Source organism: Telluria beijingensis (assembly GCF_030770395.1).
In the GTDB taxonomy this organism is placed as follows: Bacteria; Pseudomonadota; Gammaproteobacteria; order Burkholderiales; family Burkholderiaceae_D; genus Telluria; species Telluria beijingensis.
On sequence record NZ_CP132480.1, the window covers coordinates 3,308,064 to 3,328,941 of the forward strand.

A 20,878-nucleotide genomic window follows, 5' to 3' on the forward strand; every position below is an offset into this window, starting at 1 on the left:
GAGACGCATGAAGACCCTGAGCACCCTGGCCGCGCTGCTCGCGCTGGCCGCCAGCGCCGGTTGCGCGACGCAACCTGTCACCGCCCCCGTTCCACCTGGCTGGACCCTCGCGTGGAGCGACGAATTCAACGGCACGGCGCTCGACCGCACGACCTGGGTGACCGAGACCGGCGGCCATGGCTGGGGCAATAACGAAATGCAGTTCTATACCGGGCGGCCGGAAAACGTGCGCGTCGAAGGCGGCCACCTGGTGATCGAGGCGCGCAAGGAAAGCCACGAAGGCAAGGACTACACGTCGGCGCGGCTCAAGACGGCCGGCCTCAAGGAAACGCAATATGGCCGTTACGAAGCGCGCATCAAGGTGCCGAAGGGCCAGGGCATCTGGCCCGCGTTCTGGATGCTGGGCGCGAACATCGGCCAGGTCGGCTGGCCGAAGAGCGGCGAGATCGACATCATGGAGATCATCGGCAAGGAGCCCGCCAACTCCTACGGCACGCTGCACGGGCCCGGTTATTCGGGCGAGCACGCGTTCAGCAAGGCGATCGCACTGGAAGGCGCGGAATACGGCGATGACTTCCACGTGTTCGCCGTCGAATGGGAACCGAAGCAGATCCGCTGGTACCGCGACGGCATCCACTTCCATACCGCGACGCCCGACACCGTGAAGGGCGAGTGGGTATTCGAGCAGCCATTCTTCGTGCTGCTCAACCTGGCCGTGGGCGGCTACTGGCCGGGCTATCCGGATGCGACCACCCCGTTCCCGCGCCAGATGCTGGTCGACTACGTGCGGGTGTACCGCAAGACGGCGCCCTGACTTCCGCCTTGACCGGCCAGGTCGCGGCCCAGCACCAGCCGCAGGTCGGCCGGCGCGCAGGCGTCCACTTCCCTGAGTTCGGCGTTGCCGAAGCGCTGGGCCAGCCGGCGCGCGGCGTCGGCATGGGCCGCCTCGTACTCGATGCGGGTGTGGCGCACCGCGAATCCCGGCGCGTTCGACAGCCGCGTCACCCGCATCCCCGGCTCGTCGATCCGGCGCGACAGCGCCCGCGCCATGCCGGTCACGCCATTGCCGTTGCGGATTTCCAGGCGCGCCACTTCTTCATCGACCGGTAGCGCCACGGGCGACACGGACGGTGTGCGCCGCAATTCCAGCAGACCGTCCTGGCCGGCCACGATCCAGGCCTGGGCCCAGTCGGGCTGCGGCGGCAGTTGCAGCTGCGGCTTCGACAAGGCCTGGTCGAGCGTGGCGACGTCGGTCCTGCCGCCCGTCACCGCCGCGAAATCGGCGCGCAGGTCGTGGCCGCGCAGGGTCGCCGCCTGGCGCTGCATCTGGCGCGCACGGTCTTCCTGTCCCAGTGCAGCCAGGGCGTCGCCCAGCAACTGCCATGCACGCGGATTGAGCGGGTCGAGCAGGCAGGCCCCTTCGAGCACGGCCCGCGCCTCGTCGGCCTGGCCGTCGAGCAGCAGGGCCTGGCCCAGGTTGGCCAGCAGGTAGGCCTTGCCCGGCCCCGCATCCAGGCCGATGGTGGACGCCAGGTCGCGCCAGATGGCGATCGCGGGCGCCAGCGCCCCGTCCTCGGCATGCAGCGTCGCCAACCCGTTGCGCGCGCCGGCATGGTCGGGCGCGAGCATGAGCGCAGCATTGTAGGCGAGACGCGCGGCATCCGGCTGCGCCGCCAGGTGGTGGGCACGGCCTTCGAGATAGGCTTCCTCGGCCCGGGCGCCGCTGTCGTGGGCTGCGCGCCAGCCGAACGGCGAGCAGGCCATCAGGCCGGCGCACAGCAGCGCCAGCCGGGTCAGTTTGACGGTACGGTTCATGCAAGGCACTCCTTCGGGTTCAGCGGGCGAAGGGCAAGGCGCCCAGGGTGCGCGAGATCTGGATCGCCGCCGGCCCGAGCAACACCATCAGCAGGGTCGGGAAGATGCAGAAGATCAGCGGGAACAGCAGCTTGAGGCCGATCCTGGCGGCGGTTTCCTCGGCCATCACGCGCCGCTTGTGGCGCAGGTTGTCTGCATGCACGCGCAGCGAGTCGCCGACGCTGGTGCCGAAGCGCTCGGACTGGATCAGCATCGCCACCAGCGTGTCGACGTCGTCCACGCCCGAGCGCAGCGCGAAGTTACGTAGCGCCTTCTCCTTGCTGAAGCCCGCGCGCATCTCCATCAGCACCAGTTGCAGTTCTTGCGACAGCACCGCGCTCTTGATGTGGATTTCGGCGGCCACTTTCACCAGTGCCCGCTCCAGGCTCAGGCCGGCCTCGACGCACACGGTCAGCAGGTCGAGCGCGTCGGGGACGGTCTCGAAGATCTCACGCCGGCGCCGCTTGACCACGCGCTCGAGCACCGCGTTCGGCGCGTAGTAGCCGAAGGCGGCGCCGAGCAGCAGGATGCCCAGCACCTTGCCGCCATCCAGGCCGCGGCCATACAGCACCAGGAAGGGCGCACACAGGGCCGGTACCAGCAGCGCCAGCGCGGTCTTGGAGGCGAAATACAGGGTCGGCGCCGACGGATGGCGCCAGCCGGCATTCATGAAGCGGGTGCGCAGCGTGGACTTTTCCCAGCCTTCCTCGGGAATCGACAGCCTGGTGAGCGGACGGGCGACGCTGGCGACGCGCTCGATCCAGCGCACCCCAGGCTCGCGGCCGTCGCCCTGGCCCAGGAAGCGGCGCAGCCGTTCGCGCAGGGCCAGCGGCGCGAACAGGACCAGCGCGACCCAGGCCAGCAGGCAGACGACGACGAAGACGATCAACAGGAAAGCCAGTTGGGAAAAGGTCATGGCGGTCTCACACGCGGATACGGATGGTCTTGCGCAGCCACAGCACGCCGAACACGATCATGCCCAGGCCATACCACAGCAGGCGCACGCCGGACGGGTCCTTCCACAGCATGCTCACGTAAGCCGGGCTGCTGGCCAGCATCACGCCCATCACGCCGAACGGCAGCGCGCCCAGGATCCAGGCCGACATGCGGCCCTCGGCCGACAGCACGCGCACGTGCGCCACCAGCTTCAGGCGGGCGCGGATGATCTGGCTGATATTGCCCAGGATTTCGGCCAGGTTGCCGCCCGATTCGCGCTGGATCAGCACCGCGATGATCAGGTAGCGCAGGTCGGTCAGCGGGATGCGTTCGGCCAGGCCGTGCAGCGCTTCGTTCATCGGCACGCCGTAGTTGATTTCCTCGCGCGTGATGCGGAACTCGCCGGCCAGCGGCTCGGGCAGTTCGTTGCCGACGATTTGCAGCACATTGGTGAACGAGTGGCCGGCGCGCAGCGCGCGCGCGATGAAGTCGGCCGCCTCGGGCAACTGGTGCTCGATGCGCACCAGGCGCCGCATGCGCATGCGGTGCACCAGCCACCAGGGCAGCCCCAGGCCGCCGACGCAGGCCAGCAGGCGCGCCGGCAGCGGCACCTCGACCGCCTTGACGACGCCGGAAGTAAGCACCAGCGCCGCCACCAGGCAGGCCAGCGAACCGGCCAGGAACTGGCCGACCGACCAGTTGGCGCCGGCCTGCACCAGCAGCGCATCGATGCGCTGCGCCAGCTTGACGCCGTGCAGCACGCGGTCCAGCGCCGGGAAACGGCTGTAGCGGCGCTGCTTGAGGATCGAGATCCGTTCGCCGCTGCGGCCTTGCAGCCCGCCGGACATGATCTGCAGGCGGCGCGCGATGCGGCGCGCGGCCGCGCCGTGGGTGCTCATCCACCACAGGTAGAAGCCCTCGACCGCCAGGATCACGGCCGCGAACACCAGCACCACGAAGCCATAGAACAAGCCGTCCATGGGCGCCCCTTTTAATCAAACAGCCGGTCGGGATCGAAGGAATCGTCGGGGACCGGCACCCCGAACAGCTTGAGGCGGTCGGCGAAGCGCGGCCGCACGCCGGTGGCGCTGAAGTGGCCCAGCACCTTGCCGTCGACGTCGACCCCGCGCTGCTCGAAGCGGAAGATCTCCTGCATCGAGATGATCTCGCCTTCCATGCCGGTGATTTCCTGCAGGCTGACCAGCTTGCGGGTGCCGTCGGTCAGGCGCGAGACCTGCACCACCACCGTCACCGCAGATACGATCTGCTGGCGGATCGCGCGCGGCGTCAGGTTGACGGCCGCCATGCTGACCATGTTCTCGAGCCGCGACAGCGCGTCGCGCGGGGTGTTCGAGTGGATCGTCGCCAGCGAGCCTTCGTGGCCGGTATTCATCGCCTGCAGCATGTCGAGCGCTTCCGGGCCGCGCACCTCGCCCAGGATGATGCGGTCGGGCCGCATGCGCAGCGCGTTGCGCACCAGCGCGCGCTGCGGCACCTCGCCCTTGCCCTCGATATTGGCGGGGCGCGTCTCCAGGCGCACCACGTGCGGCTGGCGCAGCTGCAGCTCGGCCGCGTCCTCGATCGTCACCACCCGCTCGCTGGCCGGGATGAAACCCGAGATCAGGTTGAGCAGGGTAGTCTTGCCGCTGCCGGTGCCGCCCGAGATCAGGATGTTCACCTTGGCCGTGCCCAGGCTTTCCAGCACCCGGATCATGGGCGTGGTCATGCTTTTATAGTCGAGCAGGTTCTGCACCGTCAGCGGGCTGCCGCCGAAGCGGCGGATCGACAGGATCGGGCCGTCGACCGCCAGCGGCGGGATGATCGCGTTCACGCGCGAGCCGTCCGGCAGGCGGGCGTCGACCATCGGGCTCGATTCGTCGACCCGGCGGCCCACGCGCGAGACGATCTTCTCGATGATCTTCATCAGGTGGGCGTTGTCGTGGAAGGTGATCTCGGTCAGCTCCAGCCGGCCGCGGCGCTCGACGTAGACCTTGCTGGCGGTGTTCACCAGGATGTCCGAGATCGAGGGGTCGGCCAGCAGCGGCTCGAGCGGGCCGAAGCCCAGCATCTCGTGCTGGATGTCGAGCACCAGGTGGTGCCGCTCGTGCTGGTTCAGCACGATGCGCTCGTCCTCGATGATGCGCTGGACCAGCAGCGCCAGCTCGTGCTTGAACTGTTCGGCGGTCAGGCGCTTGAGGCGCTCCAGGTCGATCCGGTCGAGGATCATCTGGTGCATCAGCTTCTTGAGCTCCTGGTAGGCCTGGTTCGGCGCATCCTGCAGCTTGGCGCCAGTGCTGCGCTCCTGGCCGCCGAGGGCAAGTCGTTCGCGAAGTGACATGGGCGTCTCCGGCGTGGTTGGCTTAGTAATCCGCGTCCTGGCGCCCGAACAGGCGGTCCAGCAGGCCGCGGCTTTCCTGGACCCGGTGCGCGGTCACCAGCTCGACCATCTCGGACAGGCTGCGCGCGGCGAAGCTCGAGCGCGACAGCTGCAGCACCGGCACGCCCTGGTTCACCGAATCGGTCACCGCGACGTAGTCGTTGGGGAAGGTATGCACCACCTCGCAACCGAGCGCCGCGTGCAGGTCTTGCAGGCGCAGCTTACCGCCCTTCTCGTAGCGGTTGACGATCAGGCGGATATTGTCCAGCGCGTAGCCCAGCGAGCGGAAGATGTCGAGCAGGCGCCGCGCGTCGCGGATGTCGGGCAGCGCCAGCTGCAGCACTGGATAGATGGTGTCGGTCACGTCCAGCGCGCGCAGCGACACCGCGTCGATCTGGCGCCCGACGTCGAGCAGCACGTAGTCGTAGTTCTGGCGCGCCACGCGCAGGATGGTGTCGATGTGCTCCGGCTTGGCCTCCCTGGCGTGGCCCGGGTCGTCGGCCGCGGCCAGCACGCCGAAGCCTGGCGTGACGTGCACCAGGCACGATTCGAGGAAGGGCCCGTCCACGCGCGCGATCTGGGAGCACACGTCGGACATCGTCATGGTCGGCTTCTGGTCCGACACATACAGGGCGGCGTCGCCGAACTGGCCGTGCAGGTCGATCAACAGCACCTTCTTGCCCGCCAGCGTGGCCAGCGCATAGCCGAAATTGGCCGAGATGAAAGTGGCGCCGCTGCCGCCCTTGCAGGCGATGAAGGCCAGTACCTTGCCTTCGCGCAGGCTGGACACACCGGCGGCGGCGGCGATCCGGTCCATCGCCTCGTGGAAGGCGCGGTGCACCAGCGGCAGTTGCAGCAGCTCGCGCACGCCGGCGCGCATCGCGGCAATCAGGAGCTCGGGCTGGTGCTGGTTGGTCAAGAGCATCAGCTGCGAGCCAGGATACTGGCGGCCCAGGCGTTCGAGAAGATTCGCCTCTAGCGGTTCCAGGCCGCTGGCGTCGACGATCACCAGCTGCGGCGGGTCGGGCTCGGGGCGGTCGAGCGCCTCGCGCAGGCTGGCGCGGGTCGCGGCCAGGTGCAGGGGCGGCACCCGCGCCGCGCCCTGCGAGGCCAGTTCCGCGTACAGGTGGCTGTCGCGGCTGATCAGGAGCGCGCGCATGGCAGCCCCCGGCAGTAAGGTTGCGTGCTGGCTGGGCGCGCGTCCATCACTGGTCCACCATCGCCGCCGGCTGGCCCTCGGGCCGGGCGAACGAGCGCTGGTAGTTGTCGATGGCGGAGCGCGCGGCGCGGCCGTCGAGGCCCAGGGCCGGATTGCGGCTGGCGCCGGCGGCCGGGTCGAGCACCTGGGCCGCCAGGTTGCTGCGGGTGGCGTCGCCGAAGCGGCTGTCCCAGTCCGGCGTGGTCGAGACGCAGCCCGGCGCCGTGCAGGCGAGCAGCGCCAGCGCCGCCCATCGTGTATATGTGGTTCGCATCATGGTTCCCCTATTGCAGTTCGAAGCCTGCGGCGGTCGGCTTCGGCGCCGGCGCGGATGGCGCAACCGGCGGCGTGGCGGCGCGCTCGCCTTCCAGCCGCCCGCCCAGCATCAGGCCGGCGCGCGACGGCACGGCATGGCCGTCGGTGGGCAGCACGTGGCTGCCGCCCGGCAGCGGCTTGACCAGGCGCGCCGTGATCACGAACACCAGCTCGGTGCGGTCCTGCTGGTAGTCGGTGCTGCGAAACAGCGCGCCCAGCACCGGCACTTCGCCCAGCCCAGGCAAGCCCTTCATGTTGGCGATCAGGTTGTTGCGCACCAGGCCGCCGATCGCGAAGCTCTGGCCGTCGTACAGCTGCACCGTGGTGCTGGCGCGGCGCGTGGTCACCAGCGGCATGATGGCGGTGCCGTTGATGCCGGCGGCGGTGATGCCGATCCCCTCGCGCGACAGCTCCGACACTTCGGGCGACACCTTCAGGTTGATGCGCCCGCCCGCCAGCACGGTCGGGGTAAAGCGCACGCCGACCCCGAATTCCTTTTCTTCCAGGGTCACGCGGTCGTCGTCCTGCGACACCGGGATATAGAATTTGCCGCCGGCCAGGAATGAGCCTTCCTGGCCGCTGATGGCCAGCACGTTCGGTTCGGCCAGGATGCGCACCAGGCCATCGAGCTTGTCGGCCTCGATGCCGAAGCGGTTGCCGTTGGTCTTGATGCCGGACAGGCCGCCGCGCGCCAGGCCGCTCAGGAAGTCGGTGGCCAGCGTGGTAGTCCAGCTGCCGGAGCCGAAACTGAAGCGGGCGCCGGTCTCGAGCCGCTCGAGCAGGGTGCGCGAGACTTCGGCCACCTTGACCTCGAGCTGCACCTGCTGCGGCGCGCTGACCGCCAGCAGGTTGACCACCCGGGTGCCGGCGCTGCCGGCGCCGCTGGCGCCGGCGCGGCCGACCACGATCACGCCGTCGGTCTCGTTTTCCTTGTCGGCCGCCGGCAGCTGGCGCAGCGGCCGGCGCACGTAGGCGCCGGCCAGTTCCACCGCGCGCTGCACGGCGGCGGCGTCGCTGACGGTGCCGGTCAGGACCAGGCTGTCGTTGGCGGCCATCACCTTGATGTCGTTCTCCTCCGGCAGCGCGGCCTTGAGCGTGGCTTCCAGTCCGCTCGGGTCCATCGCGATCGTGATGTCGATCACGCTGCACAAGCCGCTGCGGCCCTGCACGATCATATTGGTGCTGCCGACGTCGACGCCGGCGATGTACAGGGTGTCGGGCGCGACCAGCATGGCCTGCACCACGGCCGGGTTGCCGACGCTGCGCCGGGCGACCTTTTCGGGCAGGCGCAGCATGGTCGACTTGCCCATCTGGAGCGCCATCGTGGCCGGGCGCGCGGCCTCTCCGCGGCAGCCCTGCTCGACGATGGACGCGGCACTGGCGCTGCCCAGGAAGGCGCCAGCAACGGCAACGGTGCGCACTATGATCTTGAGGTGATTCATGATCGGTCCAGTCGTGGTCAGAAGCATTCCTGCGACGCGTGCAGGCCATTGATGACGGCGATGCAGTCGCGCCTGGGCGGGCTCGGTGCGCGCACCTGCTGCACGCGCGGCCGCGGCGGGGCGCGCACCACCGGCGGCGGCGCGGCCGCAACAAGCGCGGGCAGCAGGTTTTCCTTGGTCGCGCCGAGGGTGGCGGCGGCGGCCGGGTCGACCTGATTGCGCAGCGCCAGCGACAGGGTGCCGACGCTGCGCGCCAGGTCCAGCTTTTCGGCCTCGCTCGGCGTGACCTCGAGCGTGACGGCATTGACCACCTTGGGCTTGGTCTCGTCGCGGCTGACTTCCTGGGCCACCGCCAGCACCAGGATCCGCTCCAGCACGATCTTCGAGATGCTCTGTTCGCGCGCCCGCGGCGCGTTCGGGTCGGGCATGGTCTCGGTGCTGACGATGATGTCGACGTAGTTGCCCGGCAGCGTGAAGCCGGCCACGCCGACCACGTCGTTGACGCGCACCGTGATCGCGCGCTTGCCCTCGGCGATCAGGGCCGACAGGCCGCCCAGGGTGCCGGCCGGGGCCAGCTTGGCTTCGCTGATCGGCTCCCCCGCCAGCAGGCTGCTGCGCAAGACCCGCCCGCCCAGCGCCAGCGGATCGGTGAAGGCGCCCTTGGGCACGCTGTCGGCCGGCCAGTCGACCAGCTTGAACATCTCGGGCGTCAGGCGCTGCCCGATATCGACGTCGGCCCGGGCGACGACGATCCGGCCGGAGCCCCCGCCCGGGGCATTGAGCAGCCAGCTTGCCGCCAGCGCCACCGCCAGCAGGCCCAGCACCACCGCCAGTGCCATCATGATCACGGCACGCTTGTTCTTCATCGCCCATCTCCTTCCTTGTCGATGCCAGTCGCCGCCGCGGGGGACAGGGAAGGCAGCGCGGGCGGCAGGGCGCTGGCCCCGAACAGGCTGCTCCAGGCCTGGACCAGGCCGTCCACGTCGCAGCGCGGGGCGCGGCCGGCGAAGCCGGCGAAATCGGCGATCCGTCCCATCAGCTCGTGCGGCCAGGCGGCCAGCAGCGGGCGCCGGGTACGGCGATGCAGTTCGTCGACCAGGTAGTCGAGCGCGGCTTCGTCGACCTCGATGCGGCGCAACCGCGCCTGGCGCCGCAGCAGCGCGCGGTAGCTGGCTTCGGACAGCGGCCCGACCGGGATGCGGTAGCCGATGCGGCGCAGGCAGGCGTCGTCCAGCACCGATTCCGGCGCCAGGCTGGTGGCCAGCACCAGGCCGACGTCGAACGGCAGCGCGTGGCTCGGGCCGTGCGGCACCGTCACATGGTCTTGCCCGGCCTCGAGGGCGCCGAGCCAGCGGTGCAGCAGCTCGCCGGCCGGCACCCGCTGGCGGCCCAGGTCGTCCAGCACCAGCAGGCCGTTATTGGCCAGGATGTGGGGCGGCGCGCGCAGCACGCCGCTGGCGGCGTCCACCCGCAGCTCCAGCATGTCGCGCGCCAGTTCGGCGCCCACGTGCACCAGCGGCCGCTGCGACAGGGCCCAGCGCGCGTCGACGCTGCGCCGCTCTTCCAGCGCGCGCAGCTGCAGCGGCGCCGGATGCAGGGCCGGGTCGTGCAGCTGGACGATCTCGTGGTTGACCAGCACCGCGTACGGCACCGCGATCGGGTCCTGGCGCAGGCGCGCGAACTTGCAGGCCAGCGTGGTCTTGCCGCTGCCGGACGGTCCGTACAGCAGCAGCGGCCGGCTCGAATACAGGGCCGCGCCGATCAGTTCGCGCGCCGCCGGTTCCAGGCCGTCGCCGTCGAGCACCGCCTCGAGTTCGGCGCGCGCCACGCGCGGCGCTTCAAGCCGCCGCTGCGACTGGTGCGCCACCATGGCGCGCCAGGCCGCCAGCGTCACCGGCGCCGGGCCGGCATAGCGCGATTCGGCCTGGTGCTCGGCCGCCGCGCGCGCGCCGGCGGCGCTGAGCTGGTAGTGCACGTCGATATCGGTCTCGCCCGCATAGGCGACTTCGGCCTGCCCGCCGGCGACCAGGCCCTGCAGCACTTCGCGTACCACGCTGACCGACAGCCGCAGGCGGCCGGTGAGGCGCGACAGCGGCGTCTTGCCGCCCGGGTGCAGGACCTTGAGCACCAGCCCCGTCACCAGGCGCGGATCGAGCCCGGTGTCGCGCACGGTGCGCGGCTGGCGCGGCAGCACGGCGGCCACGTCGCCATCCTCGGATGTCGCGCAAGCCCCGGACGCGGACGCCAGCGCGTCGCTCCCGGCGGCGGCCGCGGTGGCCGACAAGATTCCCATCATGCACCCTCCTGCTCATGAAGATGTTTTGAAAAACCTTGATTTGATTCTAGCGAGCGGCCTCATCAGGCACTTGATACCTGACAAAGGCCCGACCCGCGCTTCATAACAGCGGCCGGTCCGCGTAGCGCCCGACCAGCAGCGCGATGGTGCCGGCCGCGATCGCCACGCCATACGGAATCGCGCCGGCGCTGGGCTGGCCGCCGGCGCCGCCGATGGCGGGTTGAGGTCCGCGCGGCAGGCGCAGCAGGGTGGGCCGCACGATCGCCCACAGATTGGCCAGCACCATGCGCAGCCGGCCCTTGACGATGACGACGGCGAGCGCCATCACGCCGCCGACGCACCAGGCCAGGATCGCGATGCGCAGCGCGTCGCCGGGACCGGCGAAGGCGCCGACCGCGGCCATCATCTTGACGTCCCCGGCAGCCATGCCGCGGACCAGGTAAAAGGGAAGGAAGATCGCCAGTCCGGTGGCTGCGCCACCCAGCCAGGCGAGCAGTCCCGCCAGCGGTTGCGGCGACAGCAGGTGCAGGACCAGGGCGCCGAGCATGCCGGCGGCCAGCAGCCGGTTCGGGATGCGCCGGCTCTCGAGGTCCTTGACCGCCGCCGCCGTCACCATCAGCAGCAGCAGCGTATCGAGGTAATGGGCGACAACCATGAGCGGACTCCTCGACAAAAAAAGCCCCGGGGGCCAGGCCAGAACAAGCCCTCCCCTGGGGCGGAACCCCAAAAAGCCCCCCGGGGCCGAACCGCGTCCCGGGGGGCAGGCCGATTACGGAGCCGACGGCGTTTCGAACTGGTCGCGGATGTACTCGAAGGCCAGCCTGATTTCTTCGCCGACTTCGCCGGCGACACCGGCCATCACCACGCCGATGAGGGCGGCGATCAGGCCATACTCGATGGCAGTCACACCGTTCTCGTCAGCGAAAAAGGCTTTGATGGCGGAGGTAATCGTGCTCATGACAAACTCCTTATAGATAGTTGAGAAAATACTGGCGGCGACTGGGCCCCGTCGCTACTGCTGTGTTACGTTTGCCAGTGAGTTCACTGTACCGATTAGTGCCGCACAGCAAGTTGACCACCCACAACTTTTCCATGCGGAAATTCATCCTTCTGATAAGAAACAAACTCCGCGGGCGATGTGTCACGCCACGTACGGATACGAATAAAAATTGTTAAGAATAGTTGCCGGTAATACAAAAAGGCATTATGCTGTTTTGCTTGACTGCTGAAAAACACGGCATCGCGCGTGCTCTCCCGGTTACTCTTCTTGCTTGGCCTGACAACGACACATGGATTCCCTGCTGCGACACATGGTGGACATGACCGGCCACCGCGATCACACCATGCTGGACATCTCCGTGATTTCGGCGGTCCAGGAACTGTCCGGCGCCGCCCGCACCCGGGTGCTGGCCATCGCCAGCGTCGGCGAACAGTATTTCGTGCGCTCGCGCGCCTGCATCCATGCCGGCAGCGTGGCCTGCCCCGAGGAACCCCAGGACAGCGGTCCCGGCGAACCGATCGCACTCTATCCCGAACTCGAAGCCTGCCTGCGGCGCCACGACACGCGCGCCGAGAGCATCGGCGCCGACGGCCTGCGCTGCCTGTGGCTGCCGATCTGGTTCGGCGACAAGGCCGACACCTGCCTCGAGATCGTGCACGCCGATCCGTTCACGCCGGAAGCGCTGTACATGGTCAACGGGATCGTCAGCGTCTACCGCAACTTCCAGAACCTGCTCGACTACAGCGAGCGCGACTCGCTCACGGGCCTGCTCAACCGCAAGACCTTCGACGACCAGCTGGCGCGCATGCTGCACGCCGCCGACAGCGACGCCGCCAGCCACGGCCAGGCCGAGCGGCGCCAGACCAACGGCGAAGAAAAGCAGTGGCTGGCGGTGATCGACGTCGACCACTTCAAGGGCGTCAACGACCGCTTCGGCCACCTGTACGGCGACGAGGTGCTGATCCTGATCGCCAACCTGCTGCAGTCGTCGTTCCGCGCCCAGGACCGGGTGTTCCGCTTCGGCGGCGAGGAATTCGTGGTGCTGCTGCGCTCGACCAACCTGGAGAATGCGCGGCGCATCATCGAGCGCTTCCGGGCCGATGTCGAAAGCCACGACTTTCCGCAGGTGGGCCGGGTCACGGTCAGCATCGGCTTCACCAGCGTCAGCGCCGCCGACTCGCCGGTGGTCACGCTCGGCCACGCCGACCAGGCCCTGTACTACGCCAAGGCCCACGGCCGCAACCGCGTGTGCCACTACGAAGAGCTGGTCGCGGGCGGCCTGCTGCAGACGGTGGCGGTCAACGATACCGCCGAATTTTTCTAGGAATCCGCGCTAGCACAGCGCGAACATCCCGAGCAGCTCGAGGGCCGCTTCGGGACGCAGCATGCGCGCCAGCGCCCAGCCCAGCGCCAATGCGAACGGCAGCAGCATGAGGGCATGTCTCCAACGCGGCTTCATGCGGGCCGCGCCCCCGCGATCGGCGCCGGCGCTTCGCTCAGCGGCCAGTGCAGGGCCGTCGCCAGCAGGCCGATGGCGACCGTGGCGCCCCACACCAGGTCGTACGAACCGGTGGCGTCGAACACCAGTCCCCCCAGCCACACGCCGCAGAAGCTGCCGGCCTGATGGCCCAGGAATATCAGCCCGAACATGGTGGCCAGGCAGCGCACCCCGAACACGCCGGACACGACACCAGGTTTTGCATCGCCAGCACGAAGGCGACGTCGGCGCGGCTGGCGCCGCTGGCCACCGCCAGCGGCACCAGGGCCAGCGGGGACAGCGGATTGAAACGGATCGATGTCGGCATGGCGGCTTCTCGCGAGTGGTGGAGCGGAACTCTGGTCAGGGCTCGGTGTCTGAAACCACGTAAGCCGGTAAGCCGCAGCACTATTGAATTGCTTTTCCATTCCGCGAAAACCAAGCGGAAGAACGAGAGTGTACGAATGGGAACGTCAAATCAGCTTCTTGCCAACTTACTTGTGAAAGACGGCTCGCAACCAGCGTCATCGCGACGCATGCTGCGCTACCCGTGGCGAGTCTGGTGGCAACGCCAGGCACTGCCACCGGCGTTTTGCCGGTGGTAGGCGGGAAAGTAACGCCTGTCAGATACGAGCACGGTCTATAGGACGGTTCGGGGCAGGAAGAAAACGCTGAGCACATTTGTTCACGTTTTTTATAGCAGCAGCCAGTATCGCGAGCGCGCCGGATGGCGGCAAACGGCCATTTTTCAGGCCAGCCATGCGCGGTGCGCATGGTGCGATTCATGCGCCCGGGGCGCCGTAGTCCTCGATCCGCGCGCGGCTGTGCGCCAGCTCACCGAGCAGCCAGGCGCGGAACACGGCCACGTCGGGACGGTCGGCGTCCGGGCCGTCGAGCAGCCAGTAGCCGCGGCCCGGCACCTGGCGCGCCGCTTCATGCCAGGCCGCCAGGCGGCCGGCGCGCAGCATCGGCTCGACCAGCGCCAGCCGGCCCAGCGCCACCCCGTGGCCTTCGAGCGCGGCCTGCACCACCTGGTCGTACTGGTTGAAATGCAGGGCGCGCGCCGGCTTGCGCCGGATGCCATGGGTACGCAGCCAGGTCGGCCAGTGCAGCCAGGTGCGCGGCGCATCGTCCAGTTCGAGCAGCGTGTGCTCGAACAGGGCCGCCGGACTGGCGAAGGCCTGCGCGGCCAGCGCCGGGCTGGCGACCGGCACCACGATCTCGTCGAACAGGTGCAGCGCGCCGGGCGGCGCCTGCGCCGCGTCGCAGTAGCGGATCGCCAGGTCGATGCCTTCGCGCTCCAGGTCGGACAGGGCATTGCCGGCGGCCAGGCGCACGTCGACGCCCGGGTGCAGGGCCTGGAACGCGCCCAGGCGCGGCAGGATCCACAGCGCCGCCACGCCGATGCCGGCCGCGATCGTGACCGGATTCGACGGCGGCGCGGCGCGCAGCGCGTCGGCGAAGTCGGCCAGCTGCGCCAGCATCGGCGCGGCCAGCGCATACAGCCCCTCCCCGGCCGCGGTGAGCGCGATGCCGCGCTTGCCGCGCACGAACAGCGGCGCGCCCAGGCGCCCTTCCAGGCTCTGGATCTGGCGGCTGACGGCCGACTGGGTCAGGCACAGTTCGTCGGCCGCGGCGGTGATGCTGCCGCGCCGCGCGGTGGCCACGAAGCCCTTCAGGGCGTCGAGCGGGGGCAGCGCGTTCAGCCGCACGTCAGGTACCTTGCGCCCAGGCCAGCGCATCCTCGAGGCGGTCGTCGCCCCAGAACAGTTCGCCGGCCACGATGAAGCTCGGCCCGCCGAAGATGCCAAGCCGGCGCGCCTCGCCGGTTTGCGCGCGCAGCGCCGCCTTGGCGGCATCGAGGCCGGCCCTCTCCAGCAGCGCCAGCGGATCAAGCGCCAGGCCGTCCAGCGCGGCCAGCACCGGCGCCGCGGCGTCGATCTCGCGGTCCTCGGCCCAGGCCATGCGCATCACGCGGCGGCAGAACTCGCCCATCCAGGGCTCGTCGGCAGCGAGCAGCGCCACCCGCATCGGCAGCAGCGCGCGGCGCGGGAACACGCTGGGCCGCCGGAACGGCAGGCCGTATTTTTGCGCGCGGCGCGCCGTGTCGCGCCATGCGTACTCGCCCTTCTCGCGCTGGACCACGAACGGCGGGCCTTCCCAGCCCAGTTCGCGGAACACGGGACCGAACAGGAATGGCCGCCAGGCCAGCGGCACGCCGGCCGCGCGCGCCGCGTCTTCGATGCGCATCGCGCTCAGGTAGCTGTAGTTGCTGCCGAACTCGAACCAGAATTCGACGGTGTGTGGGGCAGGCATGGGCGTCTCCGGGTGGCATCGCATCCGCACAGTATAGGAATAACGATAGCAGGGAATGGCGCCGATTTGTCATGCCATCCATGCATCTGGCGCATGGATGGCATGCATTGCCTGCGCTTGCGCATGGCGCCGGCGCGCGCCACACTGGCGTCAAGGAGGCATGCATGGACAATGTATTGATCGTCACCGGCGCCGGCCGCGGCATCGGCGCCGCCATCGCCCGGCGCGCGGCCCGCGATGGCTACCGGGTCGCGCTCAATTACCTCGGCGACGCCGACAGCGCCGGGGCGCTGTCGGCGGAGATCCGCGCCGCCGGCGGTGTCGCCATCGCGCTGCAGGCCGACGTCGGCGATTCCGGCCAGGTGGACGCGATGTTCGCGCAGGTCGAACGCGAGCTCGGCCCACCGACCGCCCTGGTCAACAATGCCGGCATCACCGGCCGCCTGGCCGGCTTCATGGACAGCGACCCGGACACGATCGCGGCGGTGTTCCGTACCAATGTGCACGGCACCATGCATTGCAGCCGCGCCGCGGTGCGCGCCTTCCGGCGCACAGCGACGAATGGCACGAACCGCGTGATCGTGAACCTGTCCTCGATCGCCGCCATCACCGGCAGCCCGCACGAATACGTGCACTACGCGGCCAGCAAGGCGGCGGTCGAGACCTTTACGCTGGGCCTGGCGCGCGAGCTGGCGCCGGAAGGCATCCGCGTGTGCGCGGTGGCGCCCGGATCGACCCTGACCGGCATCCATGCCCAGGCCGGCGAGCCCGAGCGCCCGGCGCGCATCGCGCCGAAGATTCCGATGGGACGGCTGGCCACGCCGGAAGAAATCGCGGAGCCGGTGCTGTGGCTGCTGTCGCCGCAGGCGGCCTATGTCACCGGCGCCACCCTGCGCTGCGCCGGCGGCCTGTAAGGAGATTCAGGCTTCGGCCAGCTGCATGAAGCGCAGCGGCTCGACCTGCCACTTGGCGGCCGACTCGTGGCGCACGATCCTGTCGGCGCCGCCGAAGCCCAGCCCGCGCGACAGGTCGACCGTCTCGGGCCGGATATACACCTGGTTTTTCGTATGGAAGAACACGTTCACCTTGGGCGTGAGCAGGCTCGATTCGTGCGGCTCGACCACCACGCCCAGCCGCCCCGATTCCAGCAACACCAGGGTGCCGACCGGGTAGATGCCGACGCAGCGCATGAACTCCTGGGCCAGCGCGGGATTGAAATGGAACTTGCTCCACTCGTAGATCTTGCGCAGCGCCTCGGCCGGCGCGATGCCCTTGTGGTAGCAGCGGTCGGACGTGATCGCGTCATAGACGTCGACGATGGCCGCCATCTGCGCCAGCTCGCTGATGACGCCTTCGGCCTGGCGGTCCGGATAGCCGCTGCCGTCGCGCCGCTCGTGGTGGTGCAGGGTGATGTCGAGCGGGATCGGGCCAATGCCCGGCGTGCGCACCAGGATGTCGTGGCCATCGCGCGGATGGCGCTTGACGATGTCGAATTCCTCGTCGCTCAGCGCCCCCTGCTTGTTGAGGATGGCGTCCGGTACCAGCGCCTTGCCGGTGTCGTGCAGCAGGCCGCCCAGGCCGGCCTGGTAGATCATGTTTTCATCCATGCCGCGCGAACGGCAGAAGGCGACCAGCAGCGCGCACACGCTGACCGAGTGCAGGAAAGTGTAGTCGTCCTTGTTCTTGATCTGCAGGAGGCTCAGCAGGGCCCCCGAATTGCGCAGGATCGATTCGGTCACGCTCTGCACCACCGGGCTGACCTGGTCCAGCTCGACCGCCTTGCCCAGGCGCGCGTCCTGCATCACGGTGCGCACCAGGTCCACCGCCTGGCGCCGCACGGTGACGGCGCGCTGCAGCTCTTCGGCCAGCGGCACCCTCACCCGGCTCGTCACGCTCGATGCCAGCGCCGTCACTTCCGCCTCGGTCGCAGCCTCGGCTTCGGCCAGGGTCGGCGCGTCGACGTCCAGCCCGCGACTGCAATCGATCACGACGTTGCGGATGCGCGCGGCGACGATCTTGCGGATCTCGTCGTCTTCCGTGAGCAGGAAGCGGTTACGCACGAACGGATGTTCCATCCAGCCGCAATCGAGGTCGTGGATGAACATGCCCAGCTTGAGCTGTGACGAATCCACTTTCTTCAGCATCGTGTCGCTTCCTGTAGTGATTTGCGCGCTCGTTGGCGCCTTTTATGCACTGAGTATATCAAGTACATGATGAATAAAAACCTGTTGTTGCCACCTGGATACACAATGTGACATGGAGCCAATGCAAACGCATAACTTCGACACTATCTTGACGTTAACGTTAACGTCATATACCGTACCGGCATACCCCGTCCTCACCGCACACAAGGACCCTCCCCTCATGAACGACATCACTCCCGCCGCGAAGCTCGACCTGCCCGAGCAGCCGCGCCTTGCCAACAAGGTCCGCTTCGTCACCGCCGCCTCGCTGTTCGACGGCCACGATGCCTCGATCAACATCATGCGCCGCATCCTGCAATCGAACGGCGCCGAGGTGATCCACCTCGGCCACAACCGCTCGGTCGACGAGGTGGTCACCGCGGCGCTGGCCGAGGACGCGCAGGGCATCGCCATCTCGAGCTACCAGGGCGGCCACGTCGAATACTTCAAGTACATGATCGACCTGCTGCGCCAGCGCGGCGGCGCCCACATCAAGGTATTCGGCGGCGGCGGCGGCGTGATCGTCCCGAGCGAGATCGAGGACTTGCACGCCTACGGCGTGACGCGCATCTTCAGCCCGGAAGACGGCCAGCGCATGGGCCTGGTCGGCATGATCCGCTCGATGCTCGAGGCCTGCGACATCGACCTGTCGCCGTATGCCCCGACCACGCTCGCACCGCTGCAGGCAGGCGACATCGCCGACCGCCACCGCCCGCTGGCCCAGCTGATCACAGCGCTCGAGAACGACAAGGTCGAGCCAACCCTGCGCAAGCAGATCCTGGACACCGCCGACACGCTGCGCGTGCCGACCCTGGGCATCACCGGCACCGGCGGCGCCGGCAAGTCGTCGCTGACCGATGAACTCATTCGCCGCATCCGCCTCGACCAGGGCGACCGCCTGAACATCGCGGTGATCTCGATCGACCCCTCGCGCCGCAAGTCGGGCGGCGCCCTGCTGGGCGACCGCATCCGCATGAACGCGATCAATCCGTGGAACGGCCAGCAGCGCGTGTTCATGCGCTCGCTCGCCACGCGCGAAGCGGGGTCCGAGATCTCGCAGGCCCTGCCCGACGTGATCGCGGCCTGCAAGGTGGCCGGCTTCGACCTGGTGATCGTCGAGACTTCGGGCATCGGCCAGGGCGACGCCGCCATCGTGCCGCACGTCGACACCTCGATGTATGTGATGACCCCGGAATTCGGCGCCGCCTCGCAGCTGGAAAAGATCGACATGCTCGATTTCGCCGACCTCATCGCGATCAACAAGTTCGACCGCAAGGGCGCCCTCGACGCGCTGCGCGACGTGGCCAAGCAATACCAGCGCAACCGCGAGCTGTGGTCCGTGAGCCCGGACCAGATGCCGGTCTACGGCACCCAGGCCTCGCGCTTCAATGACGATGGCGTGACCGCGCTGTACCACGGCCTGCTGCCCAAGCTGGCCGCACTGGGCCTGCAGGTCGAACCGGGCAGCCTGCAGGCGCCGGCCCAGCGCTACTCGAGCGGCAAGAACGTGATCGTGCCGCCGGCGCGCAGCCGCTACCTGGCCGAGATCGCCGACACCGTGCGCGGCTACCACCGCCAGGTCGGCAAGCAGGTCAAATTGGCGCGCGAGCGCCAGCAACTGCAGGAAGCGAAACGCATGCTGGCCGCCGCCGGCAAAGGCGTCGACTTCGACGACCTGATCGTGGAGCGCGAGAATGCGATGGATGGCGAGGCCAAGTCGCTGGTCGCGTCCTGGCCGCAGCTGCAGGCGACCTATGCGGGCGACGAACACGTCGTGAAAATCCGTGACAAGGAAATCCGCACCCGGCTCGTGCAGAAAACCCTGTCGGGCAACCCGATCCGCAAGGTGGCGCTGCCGCGTTTCGAGGACCATGGCGAGATCCTGCGCTTCCTGATGCTGGAGAATGTGCCGGGCAGTTTTCCTTACACTGCGGGAGTTTTCCCATTCAAGCGCGAAGGCGAAGACCCGACCCGCATGTTCGCCGGCGAAGGCGACGCCTTCCGCACCAATAAACGGTTCAAGCTCGTGTCGACCGGCATGGACGCGAAACGCCTGTCGACCGCCTTCGACTCGGTGACCCTGTACGGCGCCGACCCGGCGCTGCGGCCCGACATCTACGGCAAGGTCGGCAACTCGGGCGTGTCGATCGCGACCCTGGACGACATGAAGGTGCTGTACGACGGTTTCGACCTGTGCAGCCCGTCGACGTCGGTCTCGATGACGATCAACGGCCCGGCGCCGACCATCCTGGCGATGTTCATGAACACCGCCATCGACCAGCAGATCGACAAGTTCACCGAGAAAAACGGCCGCGCGCCCACCGCGGAAGAAGCCGAGAAAATCCGCGCCTGGGTCCTGACCGCCGTACGCGGCACGGTGCAGGCCGACATCCTGAAGGAAGACCAGGGCCAGAACACCTGCATCTTCTCGACCGAGTTCTCGCTGAAGGTGATGGGCGACATCCAGGAATACTTCGTCACCCACGGCGTACGCAATTTCTACTCGGTGTCGATCTCGGGCTATCACATCGCAGAAGCTGGCGCGAATCCGATCTCGCAGCTGGCCTTTACCCTGTCGAACGGCTTCACCTTCGTCGAAGCGTACCTGGCGCGCGGCATGAATATCGATGATTTCGCGCCGAACCTGTCGTTCTTCTTCTCCAACGGCATGGACCCGGAATACACGGTGCTGGGCCGCGTGGCGCGGCGTATCTGGGCGGTGTCGATGCGCGACAAGTACGGCGCCAACGACCGCTCGCAGAAGCTCAAGTATCACATCCAGACGTCGGGCCGCTCGCTGCACGCGCAGGAGATCGACTTCAACGACATCCGCACCACCCTGCAGGCGCTGATCGCGATCTACGACAACTGCAATTCGCTGCACACGAATGCGTATGACGAGGCGATCACGACGCCGACCGACGAATCGGTGCGCCGCGCACTGGCGATCCAGCTGATCATCAACCGCGAATGGGGCCTGGCCAAGAACGAGAACCCGAACCAGGGCTCGTTCATCATGGACGAATTGACCGACTTGGTCGAAGAGCAGGTGCTGCAGGAATTCGAGCGCATCGCCGAACGCGGCGGCGTGCTGGGGGCGATGGAAACCGGCTACCAGCGCGGCAAGATCCAGGAAGAGTCGATGCTGTACGAGCACCAGAAGCACGACGGCACGCTGCCCATCATCGGCGTCAATACCTTCCGCAATCCGAAGGGCGAAGGCGCGCCGGCCACGATCGAACTGGCCCGCTCGACCGACGACGAAAAGCAGTCGCAGCTGCAGCGCCTGGACGACTTCCACCAGCGGAATGCGGATGCGGCCCCAAGGGCCCTGGCCGCCCTGCGCCAGGCCGCGATCGACAACGAGAACGTGTTCGCGCGCCTGATGGACGCGGTGCGCGTGTGCTCGCTGGGGCAGATCACGACGGCGTTGTTCGAAGTCGGAGGGCAGTATCGCCGCAATATGTAGAATGGCTGCGTGACC

At 68.4% G+C, this 20,878-nt stretch carries 19 protein-coding genes and 1 pseudogene; 4 read left to right on the top strand and 16 right to left on the bottom strand.

Features of this window, described 5'->3' with window-relative positions:
* Positions 1-7: 7 nt before the first annotated feature.
* On the top strand, positions 8-814 hold the full coding sequence (locus tag Q9246_RS14660; protein ID WP_306391308.1) for a glycoside hydrolase family 16 protein: 807 nt from the start codon (positions 8-10) through the stop codon (positions 812-814).
* On the opposite strand, the gene Q9246_RS14665 is transcribed toward Q9246_RS14660, so the two are convergent.
* The 11 genes from Q9246_RS14665 to Q9246_RS14715 form a co-directional block, all read right to left on the bottom strand.
* The gene (locus Q9246_RS14665; protein ID WP_306391309.1) at positions 781-1,815 is read right to left on the bottom strand and encodes a LytR C-terminal domain-containing protein; all 1,035 of its coding nucleotides are present in this window, start codon (positions 1,813-1,815) and stop codon (positions 781-783) included. The two genes, Q9246_RS14660 and Q9246_RS14665, sit on opposite strands and share 34 nt — an antisense overlap.
* Before the next feature lie 19 nt (positions 1,816-1,834).
* A complete protein-coding gene (locus Q9246_RS14670) occupies positions 1,835-2,770 on the bottom strand; it encodes a type II secretion system F family protein (protein WP_306391310.1) in 936 nt (311 codons plus the stop codon).
* A gap of 7 nt (positions 2,771-2,777) precedes the next feature.
* A complete protein-coding gene (locus Q9246_RS14675; protein WP_306391311.1) occupies positions 2,778-3,770 on the bottom strand; it encodes a type II secretion system F family protein in 993 nt (330 codons plus the stop codon).
* Between the two features lie 11 nt (positions 3,771-3,781).
* On the bottom strand, positions 3,782-5,128 hold the full coding sequence (locus tag Q9246_RS14680) for a TadA family conjugal transfer-associated ATPase (RefSeq protein ID WP_306391312.1): 1,347 nt from the start codon (positions 5,126-5,128) through the stop codon (positions 3,782-3,784).
* Between the two features lie 22 nt (positions 5,129-5,150).
* Complete coding sequence (locus Q9246_RS14685; RefSeq protein ID WP_306391313.1) at positions 5,151-6,326, bottom strand: CpaE/TadZ family protein; 1,176 nt, start codon at positions 6,324-6,326, stop codon at positions 5,151-5,153.
* 46 nt (positions 6,327-6,372) lie between these two features.
* Complete coding sequence (locus Q9246_RS14690; protein ID WP_306398181.1) at positions 6,373-6,639, bottom strand: hypothetical protein; 267 nt, start codon at positions 6,637-6,639, stop codon at positions 6,373-6,375.
* A gap of 10 nt (positions 6,640-6,649) precedes the next feature.
* Positions 6,650-8,122, bottom strand: coding sequence for a type II and III secretion system protein family protein (locus tag Q9246_RS14695; protein WP_306391314.1), 1,473 nt, complete (start codon positions 8,120-8,122; stop codon positions 6,650-6,652).
* 17 nt (positions 8,123-8,139) lie between these two features.
* Positions 8,140-8,988: a Flp pilus assembly protein CpaB gene (cpaB, locus tag Q9246_RS14700; RefSeq protein ID WP_306391315.1), complete on the bottom strand. Its 849-nt coding sequence runs from the start codon at positions 8,986-8,988 to the stop codon at positions 8,140-8,142.
* Complete coding sequence (locus Q9246_RS14705; RefSeq protein WP_306391317.1) at positions 8,985-10,418, bottom strand: ATP-binding protein; 1,434 nt, start codon at positions 10,416-10,418, stop codon at positions 8,985-8,987. The genes cpaB and Q9246_RS14705 overlap by 4 nt, the downstream gene beginning before the upstream one ends.
* A 100-nt stretch (positions 10,419-10,518) precedes the next feature.
* Positions 10,519-11,073: an A24 family peptidase gene (locus Q9246_RS14710; protein WP_306391318.1), complete on the bottom strand. Its 555-nt coding sequence runs from the start codon at positions 11,071-11,073 to the stop codon at positions 10,519-10,521.
* A gap of 114 nt (positions 11,074-11,187) precedes the next feature.
* The gene (locus tag Q9246_RS14715; protein WP_306391319.1) at positions 11,188-11,376 is read right to left on the bottom strand and encodes a Flp family type IVb pilin; all 189 of its coding nucleotides are present in this window, start codon (positions 11,374-11,376) and stop codon (positions 11,188-11,190) included.
* Positions 11,377-11,707: 331 nt separating this feature from the next.
* On the opposite strand from Q9246_RS14715, the gene Q9246_RS14720 reads away from it, so the two are divergent.
* Complete coding sequence (locus tag Q9246_RS14720; protein ID WP_306391320.1) at positions 11,708-12,742, top strand: GGDEF domain-containing protein; 1,035 nt, start codon at positions 11,708-11,710, stop codon at positions 12,740-12,742.
* A gap of 131 nt (positions 12,743-12,873) precedes the next feature.
* On the opposite strand, the pseudogene Q9246_RS14725 reads toward Q9246_RS14720, so the two are convergent.
* From Q9246_RS14725 to Q9246_RS14740, 4 genes and pseudogenes are all read right to left on the bottom strand, one after another.
* A pseudogene (locus Q9246_RS14725) lies at positions 12,874-13,110 on the bottom strand (MFS transporter); the annotation flags it as partial.
* Complete coding sequence (locus Q9246_RS14730) at positions 13,056-13,223, bottom strand: hypothetical protein (protein WP_306398283.1); 168 nt, start codon at positions 13,221-13,223, stop codon at positions 13,056-13,058. The pseudogene Q9246_RS14725 and the gene Q9246_RS14730, both read right to left, overlap by 55 nt.
* 454 nt (positions 13,224-13,677) lie before the next feature.
* On the bottom strand, positions 13,678-14,607 hold the full coding sequence (locus tag Q9246_RS14735) for a LysR substrate-binding domain-containing protein (RefSeq protein WP_306391321.1): 930 nt from the start codon (positions 14,605-14,607) through the stop codon (positions 13,678-13,680).
* Between the two features lies 1 nt (position 14,608).
* Entirely contained in the window at positions 14,609-15,211 is a 603-nt protein-coding gene (locus Q9246_RS14740; protein WP_306391323.1) for a 2-hydroxychromene-2-carboxylate isomerase, read from the bottom strand.
* 164 nt (positions 15,212-15,375) lie between these two features.
* On the opposite strand from Q9246_RS14740, the gene Q9246_RS14745 reads away from it, so the two are divergent.
* A complete protein-coding gene (locus Q9246_RS14745; RefSeq protein ID WP_306391324.1) occupies positions 15,376-16,125 on the top strand; it encodes an SDR family oxidoreductase in 750 nt (249 codons plus the stop codon).
* Positions 16,126-16,131: 6 nt separating this feature from the next.
* Here the strand turns inward: Q9246_RS14745 and Q9246_RS14750 are convergent, their stop codons facing one another.
* Positions 16,132-17,355: an HD-GYP domain-containing protein gene (locus Q9246_RS14750; RefSeq protein ID WP_306391325.1), complete on the bottom strand. Its 1,224-nt coding sequence runs from the start codon at positions 17,353-17,355 to the stop codon at positions 16,132-16,134.
* 220 nt (positions 17,356-17,575) lie between these two features.
* On the opposite strand from Q9246_RS14750, the gene icmF reads away from it, so the two are divergent.
* A complete protein-coding gene (gene icmF, locus Q9246_RS14755) occupies positions 17,576-20,863 on the top strand; it encodes a fused isobutyryl-CoA mutase/GTPase IcmF (protein ID WP_306391326.1) in 3,288 nt (1,095 codons plus the stop codon).
* The last annotated feature ends 15 nt before the right edge of the window (positions 20,864-20,878 follow it).